Origin of the sequence: Blautia caccae (assembly GCF_040095955.1) — a bacterium.
Taxonomy (GTDB): Bacteria; Bacillota; Clostridia; order Lachnospirales; family Lachnospiraceae; genus Blautia; species Blautia celeris.
Map to the genome: position 1 here is coordinate 241,938 of NZ_JBBMFP010000002.1, position 24,436 is coordinate 266,373.

The window sequence follows — 24,436 nt, forward strand, 5'->3', positions numbered from 1 at the left end:
AGCTGTGGAGAGATTTTTAAATCCTTTCCATTTATTCATTATCCTGTTAAATGGAGCGGCATATTTCTTTTATCACTGGAATTATTTCAACTTTGTCAGCAGGCAGCGGCAGATGCCAGGGCTTCGCACCAGGGCGGTGATTCTGTTCTTTATAATCAATTATATGGCTTTTGTTGTGTTCGGCGCGCTGGAATTCCATCTGGTCATGAACTGGCTTTGCTTTGCTGTACTCCTGTTTGGTGAGACCATGTATTACACGGATAGGGACTGGCACTGCACGTTGTTCAGTACGCTGACCGGGATCATTTACGGCCTGGCGATTAATATCCTCTGCCGAAATGCCATAGCGATCATCACCGGGCAGTCTTTACAGGCCTTTGATAACCATATCAGCAGTCCCCAGAATCTGAAGGCTATCCCGGTATTTCTCGGATTCGTTCTGGCTGGCTTTACTATGCAGGTTCTGAGCCGGGCCCGATTTCAGGGATATCTGCGCCTGATCATGGATTACCGGCGGCGTATGCGGTTTTTGCTGGAATTGCTCACCTGCCTGTTCTTTTATCTGTTCCTGAACTTATTGATCTATTCGACAGATGCAAACAACCTGCTCTTAAAGGGATGGAGCATCAAATCCGGCCTTTTCAGCATGATGGGGTTTGCCATCGGCATCTGGTACACATGGCGGACCTGCGTCATGGCGGAATACCAGAAAATGAACCAGAGTATGGAGCAGGAGCTGGAGACCTACCGGCAGGAGGAGCCGCGCCTGCTGCAAAAGGCGCTCCGGGATCCGCTGACAGGGTTGTACAACCGGCAGCATGCCGTTGATGTGGGCACTGATATGCTAAGCAGGGGTATTCCCATAACTATTTGTTTTGTGGATCTGGATGAATTAAAGAAGATGAATGACCGTTACGGACATGCGGAGGGTGACCGCTATATCAGGACAGTGACCGGGCAGCTGCGGCATGCCTGCCGGAGCGGGAAGGATATGCTGTTTCGTTATGGAGGGGACGAGTTCCTCCTGCTTTTTCCGGAGGCAGCGGTCAGCATTGTAGAAAGCCGCATGGAAGAGATCCTTTCTATACTTGCGGAGCAGGGGCGGACGGAGCGCTTCCAAAGCCCGCTTTCCTTCAGTTACGGTGTGATCGATGGAGAGGATTTTTCCGACTTTGCAGAATTGGTCCAGGCGGCAGACAAAAAGATGTATATGCAGAAAAAAGAGAAGCACAGGGTACGTAAATGAAATATAAGGAGGGCACTCTATGGATCAAATGATTTTCTTGGGATATGAATTTCTGTCATCGTTTATTCCTTTTTTGGTCATGCTTGCGCTGTTTGGATTCCTGCATAAAAAGAAGAAACTGAACATATCAAAATCTTATTATCCTGCAATCATTCTTTTTGCACTCTACATCATGGCAGTATATCATTTTACGGGTACAGGAACACTTTATAATGGATTGTCATACCAATTTGAAGTAAAGCAGGATCAGATTAACTTCCTTCCTTTTTCCAAGGATATTGATGTGATCGCGTATGTGCTCAATGTTCTGCTGTTTATTCCGCTGGCATTCTTAGTTCCCCTTGTCTGGGAGAAGATGGATAAGTTTGTCCGTATGACAGGCGTTGGTTTTTCGTTTTCACTTCTCATTGAGATCAGCCAGTTACTAAACAACCGGCGGACAGATATTGATGACTTGATACTAAACACCCTGGGGGCAGCTATAGGATTCGTGTTGTATAAAGTATTTGCTATATGTACGAAAAACCGAATCAAATTACGGAATGTTCCGGCTATAGAACTTCCGATTTGTATTATAGTCATATTTGCGGGGCATTTCTTTTTTTCTATGAGATGGGGCTTGCGAAACTGCTTTATAAATTTTGAGTTATTAAGCAATGGCATTTTATCGAAGACTGCTGATGGAAGCAGCGTATGACCTGTCGGAACTGACAAACTATTATATTACGAATTTGAATTTATTTAGAGGTGTATAATGAACAATAAAGAGATTATAAAATACTTTTACGAGGTGGTCGTATCAGAAAACTTGCTTGATGAACTACCGCAATATATCTCAAAAGATTGCGTGCAAAGAGGTGGCAAAAACGAAATTTTTATCGGCATAGATGGAATGGAGCAACACCTTGTGGCTGTTAAAAATACATATCCCGACTACACAATGGAGATTACCCGCCAGTTTGAGGACGGCGATACTGTTATTTCGGAATTTATTATGAGAGGAACGCACAAGGGCGAGTTTATTGGAATAACGCCAACGAATAGGGTTATAGAAATGACTGGTGTAGATATTGATAAAATTGTGAACGGAAAAATCGTTGAACACGGTGGTGCGGTAAACACCTTTGATGCTTTTTGGGAAAACGGTTTAATTAAGCCAGTATAAATGAAAATCCCAGTTTAACGAACTGGGCAGATTAGAATTTGGAGGAAAGATAGTGACAATAAAACAGGTTATGGACGGAAAAAAAGAATATATAGACTTACTATTGCTGGCTGATGAGCAGGAAGATATGATAGATAAATACCTTGAACGTGGTGAGATGTTCGTTTTGGATGATAACGGTATAAAAGCCGAATGTGTGATCACGCAAGAAGGTGATGGTGTTTATGAACTGAAGAACATTGCTGTTTTACCCGATTGTCAACGTAAAGGCTATGGGAAAAGCCTGATAGAATTCTTGTTTTCCAATTATACCCATTGCAGGACCATGTTTGTTGGGACAGGTGATGTTCCTTCAGCTTTAACCTTTTATAATAAATGTGGTTTTACAGAGTCACATCGGATAAAAAACTTTTTTACAGATAACTATGACCACCCGATGTTTGAAGATGGGAAACAACTGATTGATATGGTTTATCTGAAAAGGACGCGGTAATCCCTGGGACACTTCGATGAAAGTATTTCGGTATATCGCTGACGGAAAGAAAATCGCGTTCCTGAATTTTGGGCAGGAAATAATCCATCCTCTATAAGAAGTTAAACATGGAGCGTAAGCACTTGTCACAATGACAGGTGCTTTTTTGTTTCTCTTCAATTGATAAAGAAGAATATGTTACTGTCACGCGTTAGTTATCCCGCGAGGTGTTTCCGTGCAGTATGCACGGAAATCCCGAGACATACGACGCGCGAACTTATACAGTATGCATAAGTTCTGTGCATCGCGAAACGTACTACTGATCACGGAGTGAACTGTAACAAAAATACTTCATAGGTTAGCCGGCAGACTAAATTTGTTGTATTTTAACATCCTCCATGTTATAATAAAAATCTGTAATGCACATGAACAGACGCGCTTTATCATGGGTCTGGCACGCTCCATGTGCCTGAGTGTTATTGCAGAAGGCGTGGAGACAAAGGAGCAGCTGGAGCGTCTGCACCAGTATGGCTGCGACTACGTGCAGGGCTACTATTTTGCAAAGCCTATGCCATGTGAAGAATTTGAAGCCCTTATGTGCCTAGACGACAGACAGTTAGAAATACAGGAAGAACTGCCTTTGCTGGATGAAAAAGGGTTTCTGGTAGTTGCTGACGAGATGGCTGCTTACCGCAATAAGGTGCATGATACCTTTTCGGATAAATATACGGTCCTGGAGGCTGCCGACAGAGAGACAGTCCTGGCCTTGCTCACCCGTTATGGGAACAGGATTGCTGCTATCATCCTGAATCTGTCCATAAAAACCCTGGATGGATTCACGATACTGGGGGCATTGCAAAAGTCAAAAATGGTCTGGGATATCCCCGTCATTGCCACAGGCCCGGCCAATGAAGAACTGGAAGGCAGAGCGATGGAACTGGGAGCCTCAGATTATACGGCAAAACCCCATCTGCAAAGCAGACTTCGCAAGAGAACACTCCATGCGGTTGAGCTGACCTTATTACGAAAAGCAGCACTCGACCTCCGAAAAGAGGCTTATGGCAGCCATAGAGGCCTTCCGGGATGAGGATGCTCTCTGCGCAGTGTATTTATTCGATCTGGATGACCTTAAGAGGATCCATGACACTCAGGGACATGGGAAGGGTGATGAGGCACTCTGCCGGTTTGGCAGCTTTCTGAGCAGCCATGCACGGGAGACGGATGTGCTGGCCAGATATGGCGGTGATGAATTTGTTGTGATCATGAAAAATATGAAAACAGAGGCAGCCATGAAAAAAAGCGAAGATATCTGCCAGGCCATGAAGAAGGAACGTGCTTTTATAGGAACACCGGCGGCCTGCTCCGTGGGTGTTGCCGTCTAGGATTTGAAAGAACCGATTCAGGCTGTGATCGAGAAGGCAGATCAGGCACTGTATCAGGCGAAAACAGGGAATAAAGGAGGATGCCGGCTGTGGAAAAAGCAGATCTACGGGGATGAATGCGGTGTTTTTGACACAGCTGAAGGGAGGGGTATAGTATGGCAAAGTCATTTCCACTGTCCCCCACCCAATCTGCGGTAGTGCTGGACCACGCGCCGATGTCTGTGTTCGTCAGTTCCGTCGATGGCCACGGCCTACTTTACGCAAACAGGCTGGCTAGGGAAACATTCTTAACAGAATAACTTTCCTAACAGGAAATAGGGGACAAACTATATGAAAAAATCAGATCAGCACGAAAAAAATTCTAACTATGAAATCCTTTTGCTGCCGGCAATCCGCAAAAGGTTTATTTGTTTATCTCTAATCTGCATATTACTTGCCGGTGCAGCGGGGATTTTTCTCAGTGTAAGGACAATGAGGCAATCGGCTGAGACTGCCTGTCAGAGCGCTTCTGCTCAGATTTCCCAAAGAGTCGATGAGTCGTTAAAGCTATTAAAATCACTCGCATCTCTTCCTGAATTTTATGATCCCCAGATACCCTGGGAGGAAAAGGTAGAAAAGATTGATAAAATCAATGAACAGTTTGGATACATGTTTATCTGCTATGTTGATAAGGAGATCCAGGTGTATACGCTGGGGGAAGAGCCCGCAAGTCTGGCAAGCCGCGAGCATATGCAAAAGCTCTATTCTACGAGGAATGATATTGTGACTGACAGCTTCATCGCCGGGGCGGACGGGGTAACTCTAAATTATACTGTCGCGGTACCCCTTATGATGGAGCAGGAGATGACAGGAAGCCTGTTTTGCTCCATATATTTTGATGAGACAATTAAGCTGATGGAACAGGCTGCAACGGCTGACGGTGTAGACGCAATATTGATCGGCTCGAAAGGACAGGTCATGTCTTCGACCAATAACTTGGATTACGGCGCTTTATACATGGATATATTAGGCGACAGAACATTATTTAATACTACAACAGATCAGCTTGAAGTGTCTTTGCTTGCACGCGAAGCAGGCTCTTTTACAAGCATGAAAACCGGAAGTATTCAATATACATTATATGGACCCATCAAACAGACCAACTGGGACATACTGGTAACGGCTGATTTCTTTTCCAGTTTTCTTGCGATTCTTCCTTATATACTGCTGTTTTGTGTTTTGCTTACAGGGTCCATGACTGTCTTTTATCTATATATCGTCCGGCAGACAAAGACGCAGGCGCAGGCTACGAGAAAACTGCTTGCTTCTTTCCATGATATTGAGAAGAAATTATATAATAGTGACGATGTCGAAAACATTGATTATGAAACAATTCTTCAAATGTCCAGCAAGGGACTGAGGGATGAGCTGACAGGTCTTTCCACACGGACATTTTTTCTGAATCAGGCAAAGCTTCTTCTGAATTGTAAAGAAGATAAAGATATCATTACGCTTTGTTTTGTGGATCTTGATGATCTGAAGATATTAAATGATACTTATGGACATGCAGCAGGTGACATTGCCTTACAGAAAATCGGCAGTATTCTGCGTGAATATGAGAAAAGATATGACGGTTTTGCAGGAAGATACGGCGGGGATGAATTTATTCTGCTGCTTAAGGACATAGAAAATGTCGGGGAATTGAAAGAAGTATTAATGGAGCTTGTAAAAAACCTGCAGATTTCTGTCTCCTACAAAGAAGAAGTTAAGGTCCACTGCAGTATCGGGGCATGTATCTGGGACAGGCAATCCTCTCTGGATACCCTCATCTCCAATGCTGACAAGGCGCTCTATGATGTAAAGCGTCACAGTAAAGGGCGGTACTCTCTTTTTTTAAATGGAGAACATGTATATGAATAATACAAGCAGGAAGAAACTATTCGAGTTTATTATATTAGCGTTCGTAATCTTAAGCGTTTTTTTAGGACTGAGGAATATGATCCGCCAGTGGCTGACCGATCAGCATCAGCGTGATGCAGGCACCGTTGCGAAGGTTTATACGGAAAAAATCAGGGGGAATCTCAATCAGTTAAATTATGCGTCCATCCTTTCCGTTTTCATTGGAGATACAAATAACGATATCACCGGCGTTTTTTCTGATATCGGAAGCAAATTACTTGCACAGCACGAAGAAATAGTTTATCTGGCATATTTTAACGGCGATTCTATGGCTAAAATATTGCCTGCAAAGTATCAGGACCTAGAGGGAAAGAACCTGAGTGAGTTTCCTTACAGCCATACTCTTGCAAAGGTGATTAAAAGTGAAGTTATAGAAGGACCCGAAACAGTAGATTTCTGTGAAAAGGATGTTTTTTTCTTTATTAATCCGATTGTAAACGGGAACAGATTTCAAGGTGAGATTGTAGCTGCTCTGGAACACAACAGTGTCATAGAGCAATTGCAGTTAGGTCTGCTGGAATCCGGGATGTATGACTATGAATTGTGGAGAGTCGATGAGTTAGGTGAGAAAAAGATGATTATTGCAGTCAGTGATGAATCAGTCGATTTCTCTGAAGCAGTAAAACTGGAGTTCAATCTTCCTGCAAACTGGAATATCAGTATACAGCCCAAAGATGGCTGGCTATCCCGGACAACGGAGACGCTGATCAGTCTGGGGTGTATCTTCGGCGGTTTAACAGTATATCTGTTAATCTGTACTATATATATCCTGTTCCGGAAAGAGAAGAGGTTAAAAAGGGCCGGTTATACTTATCCGGACAGCGGCTTATTGAATTTAGACGGATTCTGTCATTATGCTGATCAGAAAAGAATAAAAAATAAGAAATATATCAGGCTCCTGTACATCCATCTCACAAACTTTCATAATCTGGCCGAGAAACTGCAAAGCCGGCAGATTGATGAATATTTTGATGTTATATTCCAGAGCATAAACAACAGCTTTCAGGAAGATGCCCTTACGGCACGGTTGAATGAAGAAGTGCTGCTTATTGGCCTGTTTAAAGAAACGGATCAGGAAATCATTGAAGATTTCATATTGCAGCTGATCCTGAAAAAGAGAATAGACGGAAAAAAGGAATTTATCATCCCCAGGTACATACAGGTGGAGTTTCCGGATGACGGCATGACGGTCAGCCAGCTAATCGATTCGGCAGAGAAGAAGTATCAGAGCATCTGTGTTTCATAAAATCAATAAAAGGAACGGTATCCAACAATGAGAGGACAAAGAAAAATAAACTGGAAAATCCCTTTGGTAATAGCATTTGCGTGTATCATTGTATGCACCTTGTTATACTATACCTCCATTATCCGACAGACTACATATACAGAAAGTTCGGAGCATCTGGATGAGGTTTCCAGACAGATGGCAGCTTCCATTGTCAAACAGTCCCAAAGTCAGTGGAATATGGTAGAAATGTTTCACAATTATTTATCCGATGTTCCTTATCAGGATGATACAGACTTTAACAGTTATATCAGAGAAAAGAAAGAGGACTGGGGATTTGACTCACTGTGCTTTGTAGATAAAGACGCCATGTACTATGATAATGAAAATTCCTTCTCTCTGCTGTCACAGAAAGAGATAATCGTGAATCTGCTGACTGAGCGAATCCCTGTGATACTGGACAATGTTCTTTTCGAAGACGAAAATAAGCTTGTTTTTCTCTCTCCGGTGGAGAACCTAAGCATCAGCGGTAAAACATTCAAAGCTATGGGAGCGACATACAACAGTCAGAATCTATTCGATATCCTTGATATACAGGCATTTGACGGAAAAGCGGAGCTGTATATTACTCATAAGGACGGGGTCGTGCTCTTTCGGACTGCTCAGGACAGTGCCATATCCGGTTATAATCTCTTCAACAGTCTGGCAGAAGAGAAATTTGAAAGAGGTTCTGCACAGCTGCTTCGGGAGAATATACACTCAGACCATCAGGAGCTGATGACCGTTCACACAGACAATGGTGAATACTATTTGAATCATACTCCGGTAGGGGTTGACGACTGGCAGCTGATCATGATGGTGCCTATGGATGTAGTCAGCGGGCGTATACAGCAGTCTTCCATTATTACGTTTCTCTGTCTGCTGCTGATAGGGGCTCTGATTATAGCAGCCTTTATTCTGCTTTATTCTGACTCGGCAAAAAAAGTCCTGCATGCAGAAGAAAAGGCAAGGAAAGCAGCAGAAAGTGCGAATATGGCTAAGAGCCGTTTCCTCTCTAATATGTCACATGATATCCGTACTCCGATGAATGCTATTGTGGGAATGACAAAAATAGCGTCCGGTCATTTAAACGAACCCGAGAAGGTAAGAGACTGCCTTCAGAAAATTAATCTGTCAGGGCATCTGCTTGTCGGTCTGATCAATGATATTCTGGATATGTCCAAGATTGAAAGCGGCAAAATGGTCCTCAATAACAATACGGCATCTCTAGTGGAGCTGATGGATAATCTGGTAGGAATCACCCGGCCCACTATCCGGCAGAAAAACCAGGAATTTAATATCCGAATACACGATATTGACCATGAAGAGCTGGTTTTTGATTCCCTGCGTCTGAGCCAGATTCTGATTAATCTTTTGGGCAATGCCCTTAAGTTTACACCTGACGGAGGAAAGATCAGTGTGGATGTATGCGAACAGCCTTCCCCTGTAAAGGGCTGTGGGCATTTTGTATTCTGCGTGGCTGACACAGGAATCGGGATATCGCCTGAATTCCAGAAAAATCTGTTTGAATCCTTTTCACGGGAACGGGACAGCCGGATTGATAAGATTGAGGGCAGCGGGCTGGGCATGTCCATCACTAAAATGATTGTGGATATGATGGACGGAACCATCCGGGTAGAGAGTGAGCTTGATAAAGGGAGTGTATTCACTGTAGAGCTTGACCTGCAGATTGCCGCAGAGCCGCAGGAGCTGACACTTCCTGCCATCCGGGTATTATTAGCGGATGACGATCCAGATACATGCCTGTCTGCGGCTGAGTTCTTAAAAACAATGGGAGCAGTTGTGGACGTGGCCTTCAACGGTCAGGAGGCTGTTGAAAAGGTCCGGGAATCCTGTCTTGAAGGGGACGATTATCAGATGATTCTTCTGGACTGGAAAATGCCGAAATTAGGAGGTGCAGATGCGGCCAGATCCATACGCGAATACGTGGGAGATGACGTGCCGATCCTGATCATCAGTGCCTATGACCTGTCGGAGATTGAATCCGGGGTCAATGATACAAAGATTGACGGTTTTATTCAAAAGCCATTCTTTAAATCCACCCTGTATGACTGTATCCAGAGATATTATCTTAACCAGGATAAGAAGGAAAAGGTAAGTGCCGTAAAGAGACTGACTTTGAAGGGCAGAAGATTTCTGCTGGTCGAAGATAACGAAATCAATCAGGAGATTGCCCTGTATTCTATGAGTGAACTTGGGGCAGAGGTCGAGACAGCCTGGAATGGGAGAGAGGCCGTGGAGCTGTTCGGGCGCTCACCGGCTGGATATTACGATATGATTCTCATGGATATTCAGATGCCTGTTATGAATGGGTATGAGGCTGCAAGAGCCATCCGCAGCGCAGACCGAGAGGATGCAGGCCGCATCCCTATATTTGCCATGACAGCAGATGCTTTTTCAGAAGATATTATCATGGCGAAAGAGGCCGGAATGAACAGTCATTTTGCGAAACCATTGGATATGGAAGCAATTATAAAGGAAATCAAAAAATATATAGATTAGGCGGGGTCTGAAATGGGAAAAGGCAAAAGAAAGTACTATATTATGATAACATGTGCCGGACTGATGCTGCTCCTCGCATTGCTGGGAGGATGCACCGTGAAGGAAAACTCCGTGAGCGAGAATTTCATCGGGACGGCGGAGGAAGATGAAAGCGACTGTATTGCAGTCACAATCACAACCAGCATTCCGGTGAATCATTTTGCCGAAGCAGTGGAGGAGCGTTTTGAGAATGTCCGGTTAATTCAGGACAGTTATGCAGGTTCTTTTAAAATCAATGAACACATTGCCCGGGTTAAAAACAAGGATATGGGGGATCTGGTCCTGATCAAGGCAGGGCACATACCAAAAGCGGACTTAACGGGACTGCTTCTGGATCTTTCTACCCAGTCATTTCCGGCAAGTTATAATGCAAATGCGCTTCAGATGGATGAAGAAGGACATATTTATCTGCTTCCCGGTCCTCTCAGCTTTAATTGTAATATTTATAACAGAACATTGTTCGAGGAAAATGGATGGAGCGTACCAAAGACCTACGATGAATATTTAAAGTTAGCGGTAGAAATTGATAAAAGCGGGATACGCGGATATCGGTTTGTCTTTCATGATTCCAGTCTGCAAAGCTTTCAAATATATAATTACTGTGTCTATTCCGCTCTTGACACGCTCACCCAGGTGGACGGACAGATGTGGCACAACAGGCTTATGGCCGGGGAAAAGGTATCGCTCGAGCCTATGCTGACGGCTTTTCAGGATTTAGAGCGGCTGATGGATGCCGGCCTGGTTCGCACGGAGGATTTAGAGTTTACAGGCAGTATGTGCAATGAAGACTTTCTTAATAGAAAGATTGCCATTACTTCCGGGGAGATTGATCTGCTGCGCACATACAATGAGGAGGGGACAGACGAGTACTGTTTTATGCCCCATTTCAGCATGACGGACGGACAGGGATGGCTTCTGAACCTTGGCTATTATTTCTGTGCGAACCAGGAACTGAGCCTGGAGGGAAATGAAGAAAAGAGGGAAGCTGTCATGGAAATCCTTTCTTTTATGGCCTCGGATGAAGGGCAGCAATTGTTGATTAAAGACGGACTGGGAATGGTGTCGGCAACCAGAGGTGCAGAAGTTCCCGATGAATCTTTTATGGAAGATATCAGGATCCAGATTGAGAGCGGACAATATATCATGCGTCCCGGATATGACATGTTTACTTCTGTGCTTGAAACGGAAATCGCAGCCTTTATCCGCGGTGAAACAACCAGTGATGAAATACTGGAAAAGTGTCAGAAACTACTGGAAAAGGGAGGGCAGGCCGAAGAGTATATCGGAAGCGCCACTGAGGATTTTACGGTATTGCAGACAGGGAACCTGAAGGCGGACGCCCTGCGTACTGCCGCCGGCACGGATGTTGCACTGATCGGCATGGCAGAAGCGGATTTTTATGCCCCTGTAGGAGGAACCCGGTCCAGGCTGTATGAGGGCGGCATAACAAATGCCGATATAACCAGGATTACACAAATAGAATTGGACGTCCCGCTGCTGTGCAGCACTGCTTCGGTTACGGGCAGTGAACTGCTGGATATTCTGGAGCACGGAGCCACCTCCATAAAAGAGCAGGAGACAGGGGTAGTGGACCATTTTCATCCCTTCGCTGTTTCCGGCCTTACACTTACCTATGATACAGAACAGGACGAGGGACACAGGGTCAGCGATGTGAAGCTGAATCAAAATACTCTGAACCCTGAATCCACATATACTGTAGCATTTTTAAGCGGTGTGCTGACTGAGGAAGAAACCGGAAATATCCGGGAGACGGATCTGTCAATGACGGATGTTCTAAAGGATTATATACAGACAGAGCAGACTATCACTCCCAGTCCCCAGAATGTCCGTTTCCGTTAATTCCTCTTGCAAAAGGATTTTATGAACACATGGTATTTGATATTTATAAAAGAACTGAATTAGACGAACAAGGAAAGCCTTGTCTATTACTGTATATGAAAAGAGATTGTCAAATTCAATTTGAATTTGTCGATAAATCTGTGTGTTGGTTAGAAGGATTTGTTTTCTAAAGACAGGAGGGGAAAAAGTGAATTTCAACGCAGCAAGGCCTCGCAGGTGAATTTTGATGGGCATTCCTGGGATAATACGACGAGAGTTGGAAAACGGAATATGTTTGCAAGCCATCCCCGTTTATCACCTCTAAAAAGAGCGATTTCTATTTGGCGAACCAAGAAGTATGCGATTTTGAATGCAAGTTTATTGCAGACACTCAAAATGAGGATGGGACATGGAATATCAATTGGGCCTGGACAGGCTATCCTGAGGAATGGCATATCAGCAAAAATTGGTGGAAATCAGATTGGATCATAAAAACATCAAATTTTATAGAGGAATGAATCTACTAATTCCAGTTTTCCAGACAAGTTTGAATTTGTCAGTCCAACTCTAAAAAATATTCTCGGTTATCAAAGTGACGAACCCCATCAACATGGGAAGTAATACCATCTCTGTCATAAACAAAGCCAAGCTTTTCAAGTACCTTTGCAGAAGCAAGGTTTTCTTTTGCGTGACTGCCAGCAATTCGCTTTATACCCAAATTGGCGGAGACAAAACTGAAAATTGCCTGCATCGCTTCTGTGGTATATCCGTGATTCCAATGCGTCTTCATGATATTATATCCGACTTGAAACAGTTGCCTTTTTTCTTCCCAAATTAACCCACCAGAACCGAAAAGTTCACCTGTTTCTTTCAATTCAAATCCCCAAATGTAATTGTTATTTTCCAAGATATTCCCTATATCATCCTGTTTCCACTCAATTTCTTTTATCCATTCAATCGTATCATCAATCGAATGGTGAGGAAGCCAACTTACATATTCCGCTACTTCCGCATCTCCAGTCCATCCATAATAGGCAATATCCGCATCTTCAAGTGTAAGCGGACGAAGAATTAAACGTTCTGTTTCAATAATATTTATCATTTCAGCACTCCTGCATATTCAAATTTGCATCATTTGATCAATGCATTAATTGTAATTGAGTTATTATTGGACGATACTTGAAGCATTCCCCACTCAAACAATAATGCGTTATTTTCATCAGTTCCCGTCGATTCAGATTTATAATGCTCCATTAGGGTATCATAATCTGCTTCGGTTGTATCTTCAAAGGTTACAGTTAATACCGATTTATAATCCGGGGCATTGGTTATACCGGCAGAATAGTAGACGTTCCCTAAATTGCCGACTGTCGTTTCCAATATATCGGGGATATCGGCATCATCAACGCCAGGAAAGGGGCTATTTGAAATATTTTTTGCACTTGTACATGCAGTAAGGCTGATTGCTGTGATTATCAAAAGCATTATCAAAATAGTTTTCATGATTTTCATTGTAATCCTCTTCACTCCTCAAATTCAAATTGAACAAAATAGCTGAGCGATAGCCTGCCGAGGCTGTGGCGTAGCAATTTTGTTCAATTTTAATTTATTGATACACCTGTTATCCTCATAAGACGCTCGCTCCCAACAAGACCATTTTCCAACAGATCATTACCACCTGTCATAATGAATCTTTTCCGGTTCCCAGCGGCCCCGTAATTCCTTCTCCTCATCCGGCCATCCGAATGCAATCACCGCGACGGGTTCCAGTTTAACGGGAAGTTCTAACGCAGCAATCATCCGCTTCCGCCAATCAGAGTTTGACGCCACTCCGCACCAAACGCCTCCCAGCCCAAGGCCATGAATACCGAGCAGGATGTTCTGCGTGGCAGCAGCACAGTCTGCATACAAAAACTCTTTCATTCCCTCTATATTCTTATCACCACAAATGACGATGGCACCAGCGGCGGATTCAAGCATAGCGGCCTGTGAGTTTTGTGAGGCAAGTTCTGCCAGAAGCTGTCTGTTCCTTATAACAATGAAATGGCAGGGGCGCTTATTTTTCGCCGTAGGCGCATACATTCCACAGCAAAGTATTGTCGTAACCATATCGTCCCCGACGGGCCTTGAGGCGAACTTTCGTATGCTTTGCCGCGTTTTGATCGCCGCAAGTACATCCATACCGCTGCTGACAGCAACAGGCTCTTCACGTTTCTTGCCAGCAGGTTCCAGCTCTTCGGAGGACATGGTGACATGCGCGTTCATGGTCTGTCCATCAAATCCAAGGGACTTTTGTAACGGCTTATCTAAACCCATCAGAAATTTTCCGCCGCCACGGGATAATAATTTACCTCGGTACGGGGTACCGTTGATCGTTCCGCTTACATAGATCGTACCCTTCGGTTTGCAAAACCGCTCCCTTGCATCGAACGGGATTTCAAGAAAGGTTCGTCTCCCTATATCATCCTTGAAAATTGGCGATTCAAATAGTTCCATGATCTCTCCTTCCTTTTCATCCAAGCCTCTCTGTTACCCAAGGGTGTCCGGGTCCTGAAAGTCCGTACACAGCCGGGATATGTGGCTTTCCTGGGCGGCATTCTCAGTGAATGAGAGCTGGCCGGATACATTAAGCAGCTCTCCGCCGGCGGTCAGGAGCTTATCGCCTGGAAGAATGAGTTCCAAATGTGAGATCATTCCGTTTCCGCCTAAGGTAGAAAGAACCGAACTGACCGAGCTGAAGGTCTCCACATCATAATCCGTCAGGTCGTAATCTTCAAACAGGCCGGTGATCCCCTCCAGATAATCCTGGTCATCTTCAAAGGCCTTTTTATTTAGATAGTCGTTCCGCCCCGTACTTTAGCCATGATACGATTCTGTTCATGTACATTACAAAATATTATAACATAGGAGCCTTTAAAAAACAATCAATTCGGTATATCGTGGCATTATTCTTCCCCCACAGCCCACCGCGTCTTGTAAAGCCGATAAAATATAACCAAATAGATAAGCCGGCAGTCGAAATCAGTTGTGCTCAGAGGCCTCTCATGTTATAATAAATTCTGTGATGTACGTGAACAGTATCATATTCTATTTGATGATCACTTTCTGTTAGAATTGAAGTTGTGGAACCGGCGGACAGAACAGGGATTGGAAGCACAATCTTTTTATTCGTATATCCCGGCACCATATCAATGCTCACCGTGATAACAAATTTTGTGGCCTCAGGAGCTAACCTGGCCGTCGCACATAAGGTCCTGAAAGAAAGAGATGCTTTGTTTGCAGACCATCCGACAAAGACCGGCTATATAGCTTTTTATAAATAATTCAGATTCCGGCTATATACAGATTCATTATCGGACAATCCTATTAAATGTGTTTATATAAAATATCGCTCCATTGAGTACCAGAGGCAGGAAGTATATCAGCGGTACGAGTAGAAGGGGAAAAGATGAAGAAGGTCTCTTTAGGAATAATTATGATTGTAATGGTGGGATTATTATCCGGTTGTATAGTGACTGATGATTATGATGAATACGAAAGAAAGAAGTTTCAAAGCGCGGACGAAGTCTCTGATATCATAGTAAGAGACATAAGCGCTAGTATAACGGTCAAAATGTCAGAGCGTGAAGATGTACTTGTTAAATACTCGGATTCCCCCACTGACCCGTGGTATGAGATTGATATAACGAATGGCATATTAACCATTGAAAAAACGCGTGGTACAGTGGGGGTAGAGGATAACGCAGTCAATATCTCATTACCTCAAAAAGAATACGAGAGCATTTCGATTGAAACGACAAATGGAAATATAGTTTTTAGGGATCCCAGCGCATCTAATTACAAGTGCTCCACTGAAAATGGCAGCATTAAAGGAACGATAAAAGGGAATGAGGAAGAGTATCTGATAGTAACAGAAGTTAAGAATGGAAAGAGTGAGCTGGATAACCATGTAATAGAAAGTTCGAAGCTTATAGAGTTCAAAGTTACGAATGGTGATATAAAGGTAAGACTATCTGAATAATCATCGGCTTGAAGAAGGCACATGTCACAATGACGGGTGCTTTTTTCGTTTCACTAATATTTGAAAAAGAAATATATTTCATAGGTTAGCCTGCAGACTAAATTTGTTGTGTTTTGACATCTTCCATGTTATAATAAAAATCTGTAATGTACATGAACAGACAGACAAAAATCGAGAGGACGGCTTTATCCAGGCTGTATCCTTTTGAAAGGGATATTTAGCAGACAAATATTCGAATCAGAATAGAGGGGTAATCAGAATGCCAAAAAAGAAAATCCTTATCGTAGAAGACAATGCCATGAACCGGATGATATTGAGCGGGATTCTGACATCCGCCTTAATATATGAGGTAGCAGAAGCGTCCAACGGACAGGAGGCACTGGAAGTCCTGAAGCAGTATGGGGAAGAAATCTCCCTCATACTGCTGGATATCATCATGCCCGTTATGGACGGTCACACCTTTCTGTCAGTTATCAAGGCGAATCCTGCCTATTCTTCCATTCCTGTGATCGTGACAACCCAAAGTGACGGTGAAAAAAGTGAAGTCGCCGCTTTATCCTGTGGGGCTAATGACTTTGTCTCAAAGCCTTACCGGCCGGAGGTCATCCTGCACCGCATAGCGAATATCATCAACTTCCGTGAAACCGCAGCCATCGTCAACATGCTGCAGTATGACCGGCTGACAGGCCTTTACACAAAGGAGTTCTTTTACCAGAAGGTCAGGGAGGTCCTGGACCACAACCCAGACAAGTCCTATGATATCCTCTGTTCAGACATTGAAAACTTTAAACTGGTCAATGACATTTTCGGCATTCCCGCAGGAGATAACCTTCTGTGCCAGGTGGCAAATATGTACATAACTGATGTGGGGGACCGGGGCATCTACGGCAGGCTGAACGCAGACAAGTTCGCCTGTTTATTGGAGCATCAAACGGATTACAGGGAACAATGGTTTGTGGAGGCGGAGAATAAGATCAATACCTTATCCGGCACGAAGAATATCGTATTGAAATGGGGGATCTACTACATCGAGGACGGGGCGATCAAGGTGGAACAGATGTGCGACCGGGCGTTTCTGGCTGTACGCAGTATAAAAGGGCAGTACGGGAAACATTTTGCCGTCTATGATGACAAGCTGCGAAAGAAACTATTATTGGAACAGGCGATCACGGACAGCATGGAGGACGCCCTGGAACAAGGACAGTTTGAAGTATATCTGCAGCCCAAATACAGGATAGAGGACAACACCCTTTCCGGGGCGGAGGCGCTGATCCGTTGGAAGCATCCGGAATTCGGCATGCAGGCTCCGGGACAGTTCATCCCCTTGTTTGAGAAAAACGGCTTTATCACGAAGTTGGACCAGTTTGTGTGGGACAGGGCTTGTGCCATGCTGCAGGAGTGGGACCAAAAAGGGCATCATCTTCCATCTATTTCCGCCAATGTTTCCAGAGCGGATATTTACAATGTGGAACTCGCAGAGATATTGACAACCCTTGTGAAAAAATATGGACTGAAACCCTCAAGGCTTCACTTAGAGATAACGGAAAGTGCATATACAGAAGATCCTGACCAGATCATCGATACGGTAAGTGGTCTGCGGGACCTGGGCTTTATCGTGGAGATGGATGATTTCGGCAGCGGTTATTCCTCCTTAAATATGCTGAACCAGATGCCTATGGATATCCTGAAGCTGGATATGAAGTTCATCCAGATTGAAACAGCAAAACCGGTCCATCAGGGGATCCTGCGCTTTATCATGGGTCTGGCACGTTCCATGTGCCTGAGTGTGATAGCAGAGGGAGTGGAGACAAAAGAGCAGCTGGAGCGTCTGCGTCAGTATGGCTGCGACTACGTGCAGGGCTATTATTTTGCAAAGCCTATGCCATGTGATGAATTTGAAGCCCTTATGTGCCAATCCGACAAACAGTCAGAAATACAGGAAGAACTGCCTCTGCTGGAGGAGAAGGGATTTCTGGTGGTTGCTGACGAGGTGGCTTCTTACCGCAATAAGGTGCGTGAAACCTTTTCGGATAAATATACGGTCCTGGAGGCTGCCGACGGAGAGACAGTCCTGACCATGCTCACCCGTTATGGGAACAGGATTGCTGCCACCATCCTGAACCTGTCTATAAAAAACCCGGATGGATTCACAATACTTGGGGCATTGCAAAATTCAAAAGTGGTCTGGGATATCCCTGTCATTGCCACGGGCCCGGCCGATGAAGAGCTGGAAGGCAGAGCGATGGAACTGGGAGCCGCGGATTATACGGCGAAACCGCATCTACAGAGCAGCCTTCGTAAGAGAACACTCCATGCAGTTGAGCTGACCTTATTCAGAATGAAAGAGTTTGACCTTAAAAAGGAGGCTTACATGGATTATATGACCGGCCTTTTAAACCGCCGGGGACTTATGACTGCTATCGAAACCTTCCGGGAGGGGGATGCACCCTGTGCGGTGTATTTATTCGATCTGGATGACCTTAAAAGAATCAATGACACCCTGGGACATGGGAAGGGCGATGAGGCGCTCTGCCAGTTTGGAGATTTTTTAAACGCCCATGCCAGAGAGACGGACGTGTTGGCCAGATACGGCGGCGATGAGTTTGTAATAATTATGAAATGCATGAAAACAGAAGCCGCACTCAAAAAGGGGGAGGATATCTGTCAGGCCATGAAGAAGGAACGCGCCTTTCAGAGGATACCGGCGGCCTGCTCAGTGGGTGTTGCCATCTGGGATTTGAAAGAACCGATTCAGGCAGTGCTCGAGAAAGCAGATCAGGCACTGTATCAGGTGAAAACAGGGAATAAAGGAGGATGCCGGCTGTGGAGAAAATAAGACAGACAGGCCAGCGAAAAGAGGCGAGAGAACAGGCAGAGCTTTTTTGCCGCACATGGTTTGAACAACGGGATGCCGAGGCGGCGGCCAGCTTTCTGGCGGATAATGTAAGTTTCATCGGGGTAGGGGAGCAGGTACATATCAAAGGGCGGGATAAAATGGAGGCATACCTCAGGGAAGATATCAGGGAAATGCAGGAGCCATTCGCCTGCGGCCTTGCGGTGCTGGATGAAGAACTGGTATCTGAGAATGCCTGTCATCTTTCTGTTGAGATGTGTCTGAAGAATTCCCTCTATACATGGTATCTACGCGGTTTTATCCTGCTTTTGTGCCGGCAGGGGTTCTGGCAGATACGGAGCCTTCACTTTGCACAGCCCAGTGTGACTCAGCAAAAAGATGAGCATTACCCAAAAACACTGGTGATGGAGAACATAGCACGTCGGCATCAGGAAATCCTCAATGACTCCCTGGCCGGAGGCATGATGGGCAGCTATCTGGACGAAGGATTCCCGTTCTATTTCGTCAACAGACCGATGCTGGACTACCTGGGATATGCAGATGAGGAAGAATTTGTCACAGACATCGGAGGGAAAATCCTGCACTGCATGCATCCGGATGACCGGGAGATGGTGAATGAAACAGTACGGCGCCAGATCAAAGATTCCGGTGATTATGCAGTAGAGTACCGAATGAAAAAGAAGGACGGTAACTACATCTGGGTCCATGACATCGGAAGGGTGGTCGCGGCGGAAAACAGACAACCTGCTATTGCTTCTGTGTGTGTGGATATCACAGCCCAGCGGAACGACCGCAATGAGATCCTTCATCTTTATAACAACATTCCGGGCGGGGTTTTCCGCTGCCGGTTTGATGCGGACTTCCCTGTGATCGATGCAAATGACGGGCTGTTTGAATTCCTTGGCTACAGCAGGGAAGAATTCGCTGCCCTGGGCAATAAGATGTCTGCGGTCATGCATCCTGATGATCTGGCCGTTTTGACAGACAGATTGAATGAACAGCTAATATATGGCAATACCATAAAAAATGAGAACCGCTTCCTCTGTAAAGACGGCAGTATTAAGTGGGTATCTGTGAAAGGCCACTTATTTGAAGCGCCAAACGGGGAGCGGCATTTCTACTGCGTCCTTGTGGATATCACAGAGGAGAAGCGCCTGCAGGAGCGGATCAATGAACTGTATGAACAGGAAATGACTTATTTTGCTGAGCTTTCCTCCAAGGACGGCACATTCCAGGGCCGCATCAATGTGACGCAAAATAAGATAGAGAGCTACATATCAACCGCAAATGTAGCAGTGGCCCGACTGGGCGATACCTATGACCAGACGGTAGAAAATCTGGCGGACTCTTCCGTAAATCCCGATTACGGAAAGGATATGATGAATACTTTGGAGCGGGAGAAGGTTCTGGCAGATTACGGGGCGGGAAAGGTGGATTATCACTTCACCTTCATGCGCAGGCGGAAGGACGGTACTGCCTTTTGGAGCCGTTCCAATTTCCGTACCTGTCTGAACCCTGCCACCGGTGATGTGATCATGTTTTTCTATACTCTGGATATCACAGAGCAGAAGCTGCAGGAAGAACTGTTAAAGAAGGTCACCAGGCTGGACTATGACATCATCACGGAGATAGACATACAGACCTCCGGCTACCGTCTGGTAGGATTCTCCGATGGATGGAACCCCTCAATCCCACTACAGGGGGATTTCCAGCAGGAAATCCGCCGGGTAGCCTTACGATGCATGGATGAGCGGGGCAAAGAGAAATTCCTGAATAAGCTGGACTTTGAATATATGAAACAGCAATTGGCTGAACACGGCTCTTATACATTTATCCTGAAGCTTTGGGATGAGCAGGTCCCACGGATGAAGCGTTTTCAGGTATTTTACATTAGTGAAGAGCTTGGACGGGTGTGTATGACCCGGGCAGACGTCACAGATGTAGTAGAACAGGAGCGGAAACAAAGGGAGGATATGTCATCCGCCCTTATGGCAGCCGAGCAGGCCAATGCTGCAAAAACGGATTTCCTGTCCCGTATGAGCCACGAGATACGCACCCCGATGAATGCCATCATCGGCATGACAGCCATCGCTGTCCAGGCAAATCATGACAATACGCAGGTGGCGGACTGCCTGTCAAAGATTGGAATCTCATCCAGATTTCTGTTGTCCCTGATCAACGATATATTGGATATGAGCCGCATTGAAAGCGGCAAGATGCTGCTGAAAAATGAAAAGATACCTACAGAAGAATTTGTCAACGGCATCAATGCCATCTGTTTTTCCCAGGCAGAAGCCAAGGGCGTTGCATATGAGTGTATCGTGGACCCGGTACTGGATGACTATTACGTGGGTGACGCGATGAAGCTGCAGCAGGTGCTGGTCAATATTATAGGAAATGCCATCAAATTTACCCCAGAGGGCGGGACGGTCACTTTTTCCGTGGAGCAGTGCAGGCGCAGCAGAAAAGGTGCTGAGCTGCGTTTTGTGGTAAATGATACAGGGGTCGGCATGAATGAAGAATTCCTGCCCCATATATTTGAACCGTTTTCACAGGAGTCCACCGGTACCACGGCTTTATACGGCGGAACAGGACTTGGACTTGCAATCTCCAAAAACATTGTGGATCTGATGGACGGGCACATTGAGGTGCGTTCCATAAAAGGGATCGGCACGGAGTTCACTGTGGTTGCCAGACTGGGAATCACAGAGGAGGCGCTGCTGCAAAGCAGGAAAAAAGCGCAGATCCATAACTTTGCCCATTTGAAGACTCTGGTGGTGGATGATGATGTAGCAGCCTGTATCAGTGTGGTCGCTACATTAAAAGAAATAGGGATCACAGGCGAATGGGTGGACAGCGGCAGTAAAGCGGTAAAACGTGTGGAAGAGCTCTGGTCAGAAAACAAGTATTACGACATGGTCCTGATCGACTGGAAAATGCCGGGGATGAATGGTATTGAGACTGCCCGCAAGATCCGAACAATCGTAGGCCCGGATGTCACAATCATTATCATGACCGCCTATGACTGGAGTGTCATTGAACATGAAGCAAAGCTGGCAGGTGTCAATCTGCTGGTGAGCAAGCCTATGTTCCGTTCTTCACTTATCTCAGCTTTTTCAAAAACGCTGGGGGAAAAAGAGGAAGAACAGAAAAAAAATACCACGCCGGCATACGATTTTACAGGCAGGCGGGTACTGCTGGTAGAGGATAATGCTCTGAATACCGAGGTGGCCATGATGCTTTTAGAAAGCAGAGGACTCATGGTAGAAACAGCGGAAAACGGCCTGCGCGCGATGGAGATGTTCGCAAAGACGGAGAAGGGCCATTATGCAGCGATCCTGATGGATATCCGCATGCCTGTCATGGATGGTCTGACCGCAGCCAGAAATATCAGAAACTTAAGTAATCCGGATGCCGGGGAAATCCCCATTATTGCTATGACAGCCAATGCATTTGATGAAGACATTGAAAAAAGCAAAGCCGCCGGTATGAATGCGCATCTGGAGAAACCCATTGACCCTAACCGACTGTATCAGACGCTTCATCATTTTATCATCGGAAAGGAGGAATAGGAATGCCAGAATTTCGAGAGCTATTTGAAGCATATGGCGGCGATTATGATACTGCCATGAGGCGTTTCATGGGAAATGAAGGAATGTACCTGAAATGTTTTGGGATGCTCTTTCAGGATAAAAACCTTGAAAAACTGGGAAAGGCCCTTTCGTCCGGTGACCTTCAGGCTGCATTTGAGGCAGCCCATACACTGAAAGGTATGGCGGGGAATATGGGGCTGGAGCCTTTCAGTGAGGCGGTCTGTGCCATCATGGAGCCGCTGAGGGCCAAAGAGGAGTACGGCGATTATCCGGCACTTTATAACGGAATCCTGAGTGAGCATAAAAAAGTGGAAGCTTTCTGGGTACAACTGAATGGAGGGGTATAGTATGGTAAAGTCATTTCCACTGTCCCCCTTCCAGTCTGTGGCAGTGCTGGACCATGCGCCGGTGGCGGAGTTAGTCAGCTCCGTCGATGACCGCAGCCTCTTATATGCGAACCGGCTGGCTAAGGGCCAATGCCTTTGCTGAGAATGTACAGGCATGAATTCCCATGTACCCAAACCCATTGACGCGGATCTTTTGCAGTCAGTGCTTTCGGATATGATAGACCACAGATGATTAAGACAATGATAATCCACAGATGATATTGACATTCTGTGCCCCAGAGCTTAAAATTTAGTTAAAAGTTTAGCAGGGCACAACGGGATCCCTCCGTGCCCTGTTTGTTTTATAATTATAGTAGGAAGAATCAGGGTACAGATATGGAGATAGATATAGATAGTGAGCTGCATATGCTCGTGTATGAATATTTTGAGGCCAGGATCCTTTTTGGATTTTATGATTTTGAAGAAAAACTACAATCAGCTCCAAAGATTGCGGAATCCTTCCACCTTTCGCCATCTACTGTTCGGCAGGCATTTTCTCAGCTGGAGAAGCAGGGGTACGTAAAGCTGGAGGAAAGAAAGGTGGCAAGGGTTGCCTATCAGCCCGCGCCAGGGGAATGCAGGGAAAGAGCTTACCGGTATTTTGCAGAGCGCAGAAAGGGTATCACGGAATTCAATCAATCCGGACGCCTGCTCCTTCAGCCGCTTTGGAAAGAAGGGCTGAGCAGATGCAGTGATGAATTATTGCTGGAATTTCTGGCAAAGGCTCAGAAGAATCCCGACTCAATGGCGGTCAGGTTCTTTTTGTATACAATAAATATGCTGGACAATCAGCTGGTTCTGAACTTTTTCTGGGAGATCATACGGTATGTACGGTTCCCGTACCTGCGGAAAGAAACAGAGCCCCTTCCGTCGGACCTTACGAGCCTGCCCCGGAAGGATATCCTCACCTTTATCGGCCGAAATCTATTTCGGAACTACGAACTGGAGCTTGAAAAAGTATTTGCATTTTTAGATGAGTCGAAACCGGAATCTGCAATGGAGCAAGCAGAACCCGTACCTTTTGAGTGGAGTATCTACCGGCACCGTCCGCAGCTGCGTTATACCCTGGCGTCCCAGATCATACGGGAGGCCATGAACGGACGTTATCCGGAGGGCACTTATCTGCCGTCGATCTCCAAAATGGCTGAGCTGTATGGAGTCTCGGATATGACCATCCGGCGGACACTGGATATCTTAGCCGGCCTTGGTGTTACAAGATCCTATCACGGCAGAGGGACACTGGTCTGTATGGAGGAGGGAAAGATTGATCTTTCTATGTCAGGAGTAAGGGAAGGCTTTCGGTTATATCAGGAGAGCCTGCATATCCTGTCCCTGACCATTTATCCTGTAGCCCAGTATGTGCTGGCAGAAACATCCAAGGAAAAAAGGGCAGCATTACGGCAGGAATTTGAAACACTATTGTCAGAAAAGACCAGTTACCGTTGTTTTGAGATACTGCTCAGCTTTATTGAAGAAAACTGTACGCTGGATGTCATAAAGGAATGCTATGGGAAACTGCGTGAATTACTGGCATGGGGATACCCGTTCGCACTGATCCGTATTCAAAAACAAAGGATGTGCAGTGAGTATCTGGATGAGATAAGCCGTATGATACAGGCTCTGTCTAAAGATGATATAGAAGGCTTTGCCGGGATCTGGGAAGAACTCCTTAGAAGAGAAGCAGACCGCAGCAGAACATTTGGAGGGCTCTGAT

Annotated in this window: 19 protein-coding genes; 16 read left to right on the plus strand and 3 right to left on the minus strand. The window is 45.4% G+C overall.

What is annotated here, in order from left to right; genetic code table 11:
* Window positions 1-4: 4 nt before the first annotated feature.
* The 10 genes from WMO65_RS03015 (at window position 5) to WMO65_RS03060 (ending at window position 11,889) form a co-directional block, all read left to right on the plus strand.
* Window positions 5-1,246: a GGDEF domain-containing protein gene (locus WMO65_RS03015; protein ID WP_243128764.1), complete on the plus strand. Its 1,242-nt coding sequence runs from the start codon at window positions 5-7 to the stop codon at window positions 1,244-1,246.
* A 19-nt stretch (window positions 1,247-1,265) separates the two neighbouring features.
* Window positions 1,266-1,943, plus strand: a complete 678-nt coding sequence (locus WMO65_RS03020; protein WP_243128763.1) for a VanZ family protein — start codon at window positions 1,266-1,268, stop codon at window positions 1,941-1,943.
* Window positions 1,944-2,000: 57 nt separating this feature from the next.
* A complete protein-coding gene (locus WMO65_RS03025; protein WP_148391422.1) occupies window positions 2,001-2,411 on the plus strand; it encodes an ester cyclase in 411 nt (136 codons plus the stop codon).
* A 70-nt stretch (window positions 2,412-2,481) separates the two neighbouring features.
* Entirely contained in the window at window positions 2,482-2,904 is a 423-nt protein-coding gene (locus WMO65_RS03030; RefSeq protein WP_187370530.1) for a GNAT family N-acetyltransferase, read from the plus strand.
* A 424-nt stretch (window positions 2,905-3,328) separates the two neighbouring features.
* Entirely contained in the window at window positions 3,329-3,970 is a 642-nt protein-coding gene (locus WMO65_RS03035) for an EAL domain-containing protein (protein WP_148391420.1), read from the plus strand.
* Complete coding sequence (locus WMO65_RS03040) at window positions 3,942-4,265, plus strand: GGDEF domain-containing protein (protein WP_148391419.1); 324 nt, start codon at window positions 3,942-3,944, stop codon at window positions 4,263-4,265. Before WMO65_RS03035 ends, WMO65_RS03040 begins: the two co-directional genes overlap by 29 nt.
* A 330-nt stretch (window positions 4,266-4,595) precedes the next feature.
* Window positions 4,596-6,164, plus strand: a complete 1,569-nt coding sequence (locus tag WMO65_RS03045) for a GGDEF domain-containing protein (RefSeq protein ID WP_148391418.1) — start codon at window positions 4,596-4,598, stop codon at window positions 6,162-6,164.
* Window positions 6,157-7,449, plus strand: coding sequence for a hypothetical protein (locus WMO65_RS03050; protein WP_148391417.1), 1,293 nt, complete (start codon window positions 6,157-6,159; stop codon window positions 7,447-7,449). Before WMO65_RS03045 ends, WMO65_RS03050 begins: the two co-directional genes overlap by 8 nt.
* Window positions 7,450-7,512: 63 nt before the next feature.
* Window positions 7,513-9,990 carry a hybrid sensor histidine kinase/response regulator gene (locus WMO65_RS03055; RefSeq protein ID WP_349063632.1) on the plus strand — a complete coding sequence of 826 codons (2,478 nt, stop codon included), beginning with the start codon at window positions 7,513-7,515 and terminating at the stop codon, window positions 9,988-9,990.
* Window positions 9,991-10,002: 12 nt separating this feature from the next.
* The gene (locus WMO65_RS03060; protein ID WP_148391415.1) at window positions 10,003-11,889 is read left to right on the plus strand and encodes an extracellular solute-binding protein; all 1,887 of its coding nucleotides are present in this window, start codon (window positions 10,003-10,005) and stop codon (window positions 11,887-11,889) included.
* A 535-nt stretch (window positions 11,890-12,424) separates the two neighbouring features.
* On the opposite strand, the gene WMO65_RS03065 is transcribed toward WMO65_RS03060, so the two are convergent.
* The 3 genes from WMO65_RS03065 to WMO65_RS03075 form a co-directional block, all read right to left on the minus strand.
* A complete protein-coding gene (locus WMO65_RS03065; RefSeq protein WP_148391414.1) occupies window positions 12,425-12,970 on the minus strand; it encodes a GNAT family N-acetyltransferase in 546 nt (181 codons plus the stop codon).
* Window positions 12,971-12,999: 29 nt separating this feature from the next.
* Window positions 13,000-13,380: a hypothetical protein gene (locus tag WMO65_RS03070; RefSeq protein ID WP_148391413.1), complete on the minus strand. Its 381-nt coding sequence runs from the start codon at window positions 13,378-13,380 to the stop codon at window positions 13,000-13,002.
* 159 nt (window positions 13,381-13,539) lie between these two features.
* On the minus strand, window positions 13,540-14,364 hold the full coding sequence (locus WMO65_RS03075) for a nitroreductase family protein (RefSeq protein ID WP_148391412.1): 825 nt from the start codon (window positions 14,362-14,364) through the stop codon (window positions 13,540-13,542).
* Window positions 14,365-15,316: 952 nt separating this feature from the next.
* Here WMO65_RS03075 and WMO65_RS03080 point away from each other — a divergent pair.
* From WMO65_RS03080 to WMO65_RS03105, 6 genes are all read left to right on the plus strand, one after another.
* Window positions 15,317-15,889 carry a DUF4097 family beta strand repeat-containing protein gene (locus tag WMO65_RS03080; RefSeq protein ID WP_148391411.1) on the plus strand — a complete coding sequence of 191 codons (573 nt, stop codon included), beginning with the start codon at window positions 15,317-15,319 and terminating at the stop codon, window positions 15,887-15,889.
* Window positions 15,890-16,148: 259 nt separating this feature from the next.
* On the plus strand, window positions 16,149-18,725 hold the full coding sequence (locus tag WMO65_RS03085) for an EAL domain-containing protein (RefSeq protein ID WP_148391410.1): 2,577 nt from the start codon (window positions 16,149-16,151) through the stop codon (window positions 18,723-18,725).
* The gene (locus WMO65_RS03090) at window positions 18,704-22,315 is read left to right on the plus strand and encodes a response regulator (protein WP_148391409.1); all 3,612 of its coding nucleotides are present in this window, start codon (window positions 18,704-18,706) and stop codon (window positions 22,313-22,315) included. The genes WMO65_RS03085 and WMO65_RS03090 overlap by 22 nt, the downstream gene beginning before the upstream one ends.
* Window positions 22,316-22,317: 2 nt before the next feature.
* Window positions 22,318-22,683: an Hpt domain-containing protein gene (locus tag WMO65_RS03095; protein ID WP_148391408.1), complete on the plus strand. Its 366-nt coding sequence runs from the start codon at window positions 22,318-22,320 to the stop codon at window positions 22,681-22,683.
* Between the two features lies 1 nt (window position 22,684).
* Window positions 22,685-22,825: a hypothetical protein gene (locus WMO65_RS03100; protein ID WP_187370507.1), complete on the plus strand. Its 141-nt coding sequence runs from the start codon at window positions 22,685-22,687 to the stop codon at window positions 22,823-22,825.
* 233 nt (window positions 22,826-23,058) lie between these two features.
* On the plus strand, window positions 23,059-24,435 hold the full coding sequence (locus WMO65_RS03105) for a GntR family transcriptional regulator (RefSeq protein WP_148391407.1): 1,377 nt from the start codon (window positions 23,059-23,061) through the stop codon (window positions 24,433-24,435).
* The last annotated feature ends 1 nt before the right edge of the window (window position 24,436 follow it).

Coding starts and splice junctions, on each gene's coding strand:
- WMO65_RS03020 (WP_243128763.1), top strand. CDS start 1,266: ATGGATCAAATGATTTTCTTGGGATATGAATTTCTGTCATCGTTTATT.
- WMO65_RS03025 (WP_148391422.1), top strand. CDS start 2,001: ATGAACAATAAAGAGATTATAAAATACTTTTACGAGGTGGTCGTATCA.
- WMO65_RS03030 (WP_187370530.1), top strand. CDS start 2,482: ATGGACGGAAAAAAAGAATATATAGACTTACTATTGCTGGCTGATGAG.
- WMO65_RS03035 (WP_148391420.1), top strand. CDS start 3,329: ATGGGTCTGGCACGCTCCATGTGCCTGAGTGTTATTGCAGAAGGCGTG.
- WMO65_RS03040 (WP_148391419.1), top strand. CDS start 3,942: ATGGCAGCCATAGAGGCCTTCCGGGATGAGGATGCTCTCTGCGCAGTG.
- WMO65_RS03045 (WP_148391418.1), top strand. CDS start 4,596: ATGAAAAAATCAGATCAGCACGAAAAAAATTCTAACTATGAAATCCTT.
- WMO65_RS03050 (WP_148391417.1), top strand. CDS start 6,157: ATGAATAATACAAGCAGGAAGAAACTATTCGAGTTTATTATATTAGCG.
- WMO65_RS03060 (WP_148391415.1), top strand. CDS start 10,003: ATGGGAAAAGGCAAAAGAAAGTACTATATTATGATAACATGTGCCGGA.
- WMO65_RS03065 (WP_148391414.1), bottom strand. CDS start 12,970: ATGATAAATATTATTGAAACAGAACGTTTAATTCTTCGTCCGCTTACA.
- WMO65_RS03070 (WP_148391413.1), bottom strand. CDS start 13,380: ATGAAAATCATGAAAACTATTTTGATAATGCTTTTGATAATCACAGCA.
- WMO65_RS03075 (WP_148391412.1), bottom strand. CDS start 14,364: ATGGAACTATTTGAATCGCCAATTTTCAAGGATGATATAGGGAGACGA.
- WMO65_RS03080 (WP_148391411.1), top strand. CDS start 15,317: ATGAAGAAGGTCTCTTTAGGAATAATTATGATTGTAATGGTGGGATTA.
- WMO65_RS03085 (WP_148391410.1), top strand. CDS start 16,149: ATGCCAAAAAAGAAAATCCTTATCGTAGAAGACAATGCCATGAACCGG.
- WMO65_RS03090 (WP_148391409.1), top strand. CDS start 18,704: ATGCCGGCTGTGGAGAAAATAAGACAGACAGGCCAGCGAAAAGAGGCG.
- WMO65_RS03095 (WP_148391408.1), top strand. CDS start 22,318: ATGCCAGAATTTCGAGAGCTATTTGAAGCATATGGCGGCGATTATGAT.
- WMO65_RS03100 (WP_187370507.1), top strand. CDS start 22,685: ATGGTAAAGTCATTTCCACTGTCCCCCTTCCAGTCTGTGGCAGTGCTG.
- WMO65_RS03105 (WP_148391407.1), top strand. CDS start 23,059: ATGGAGATAGATATAGATAGTGAGCTGCATATGCTCGTGTATGAATAT.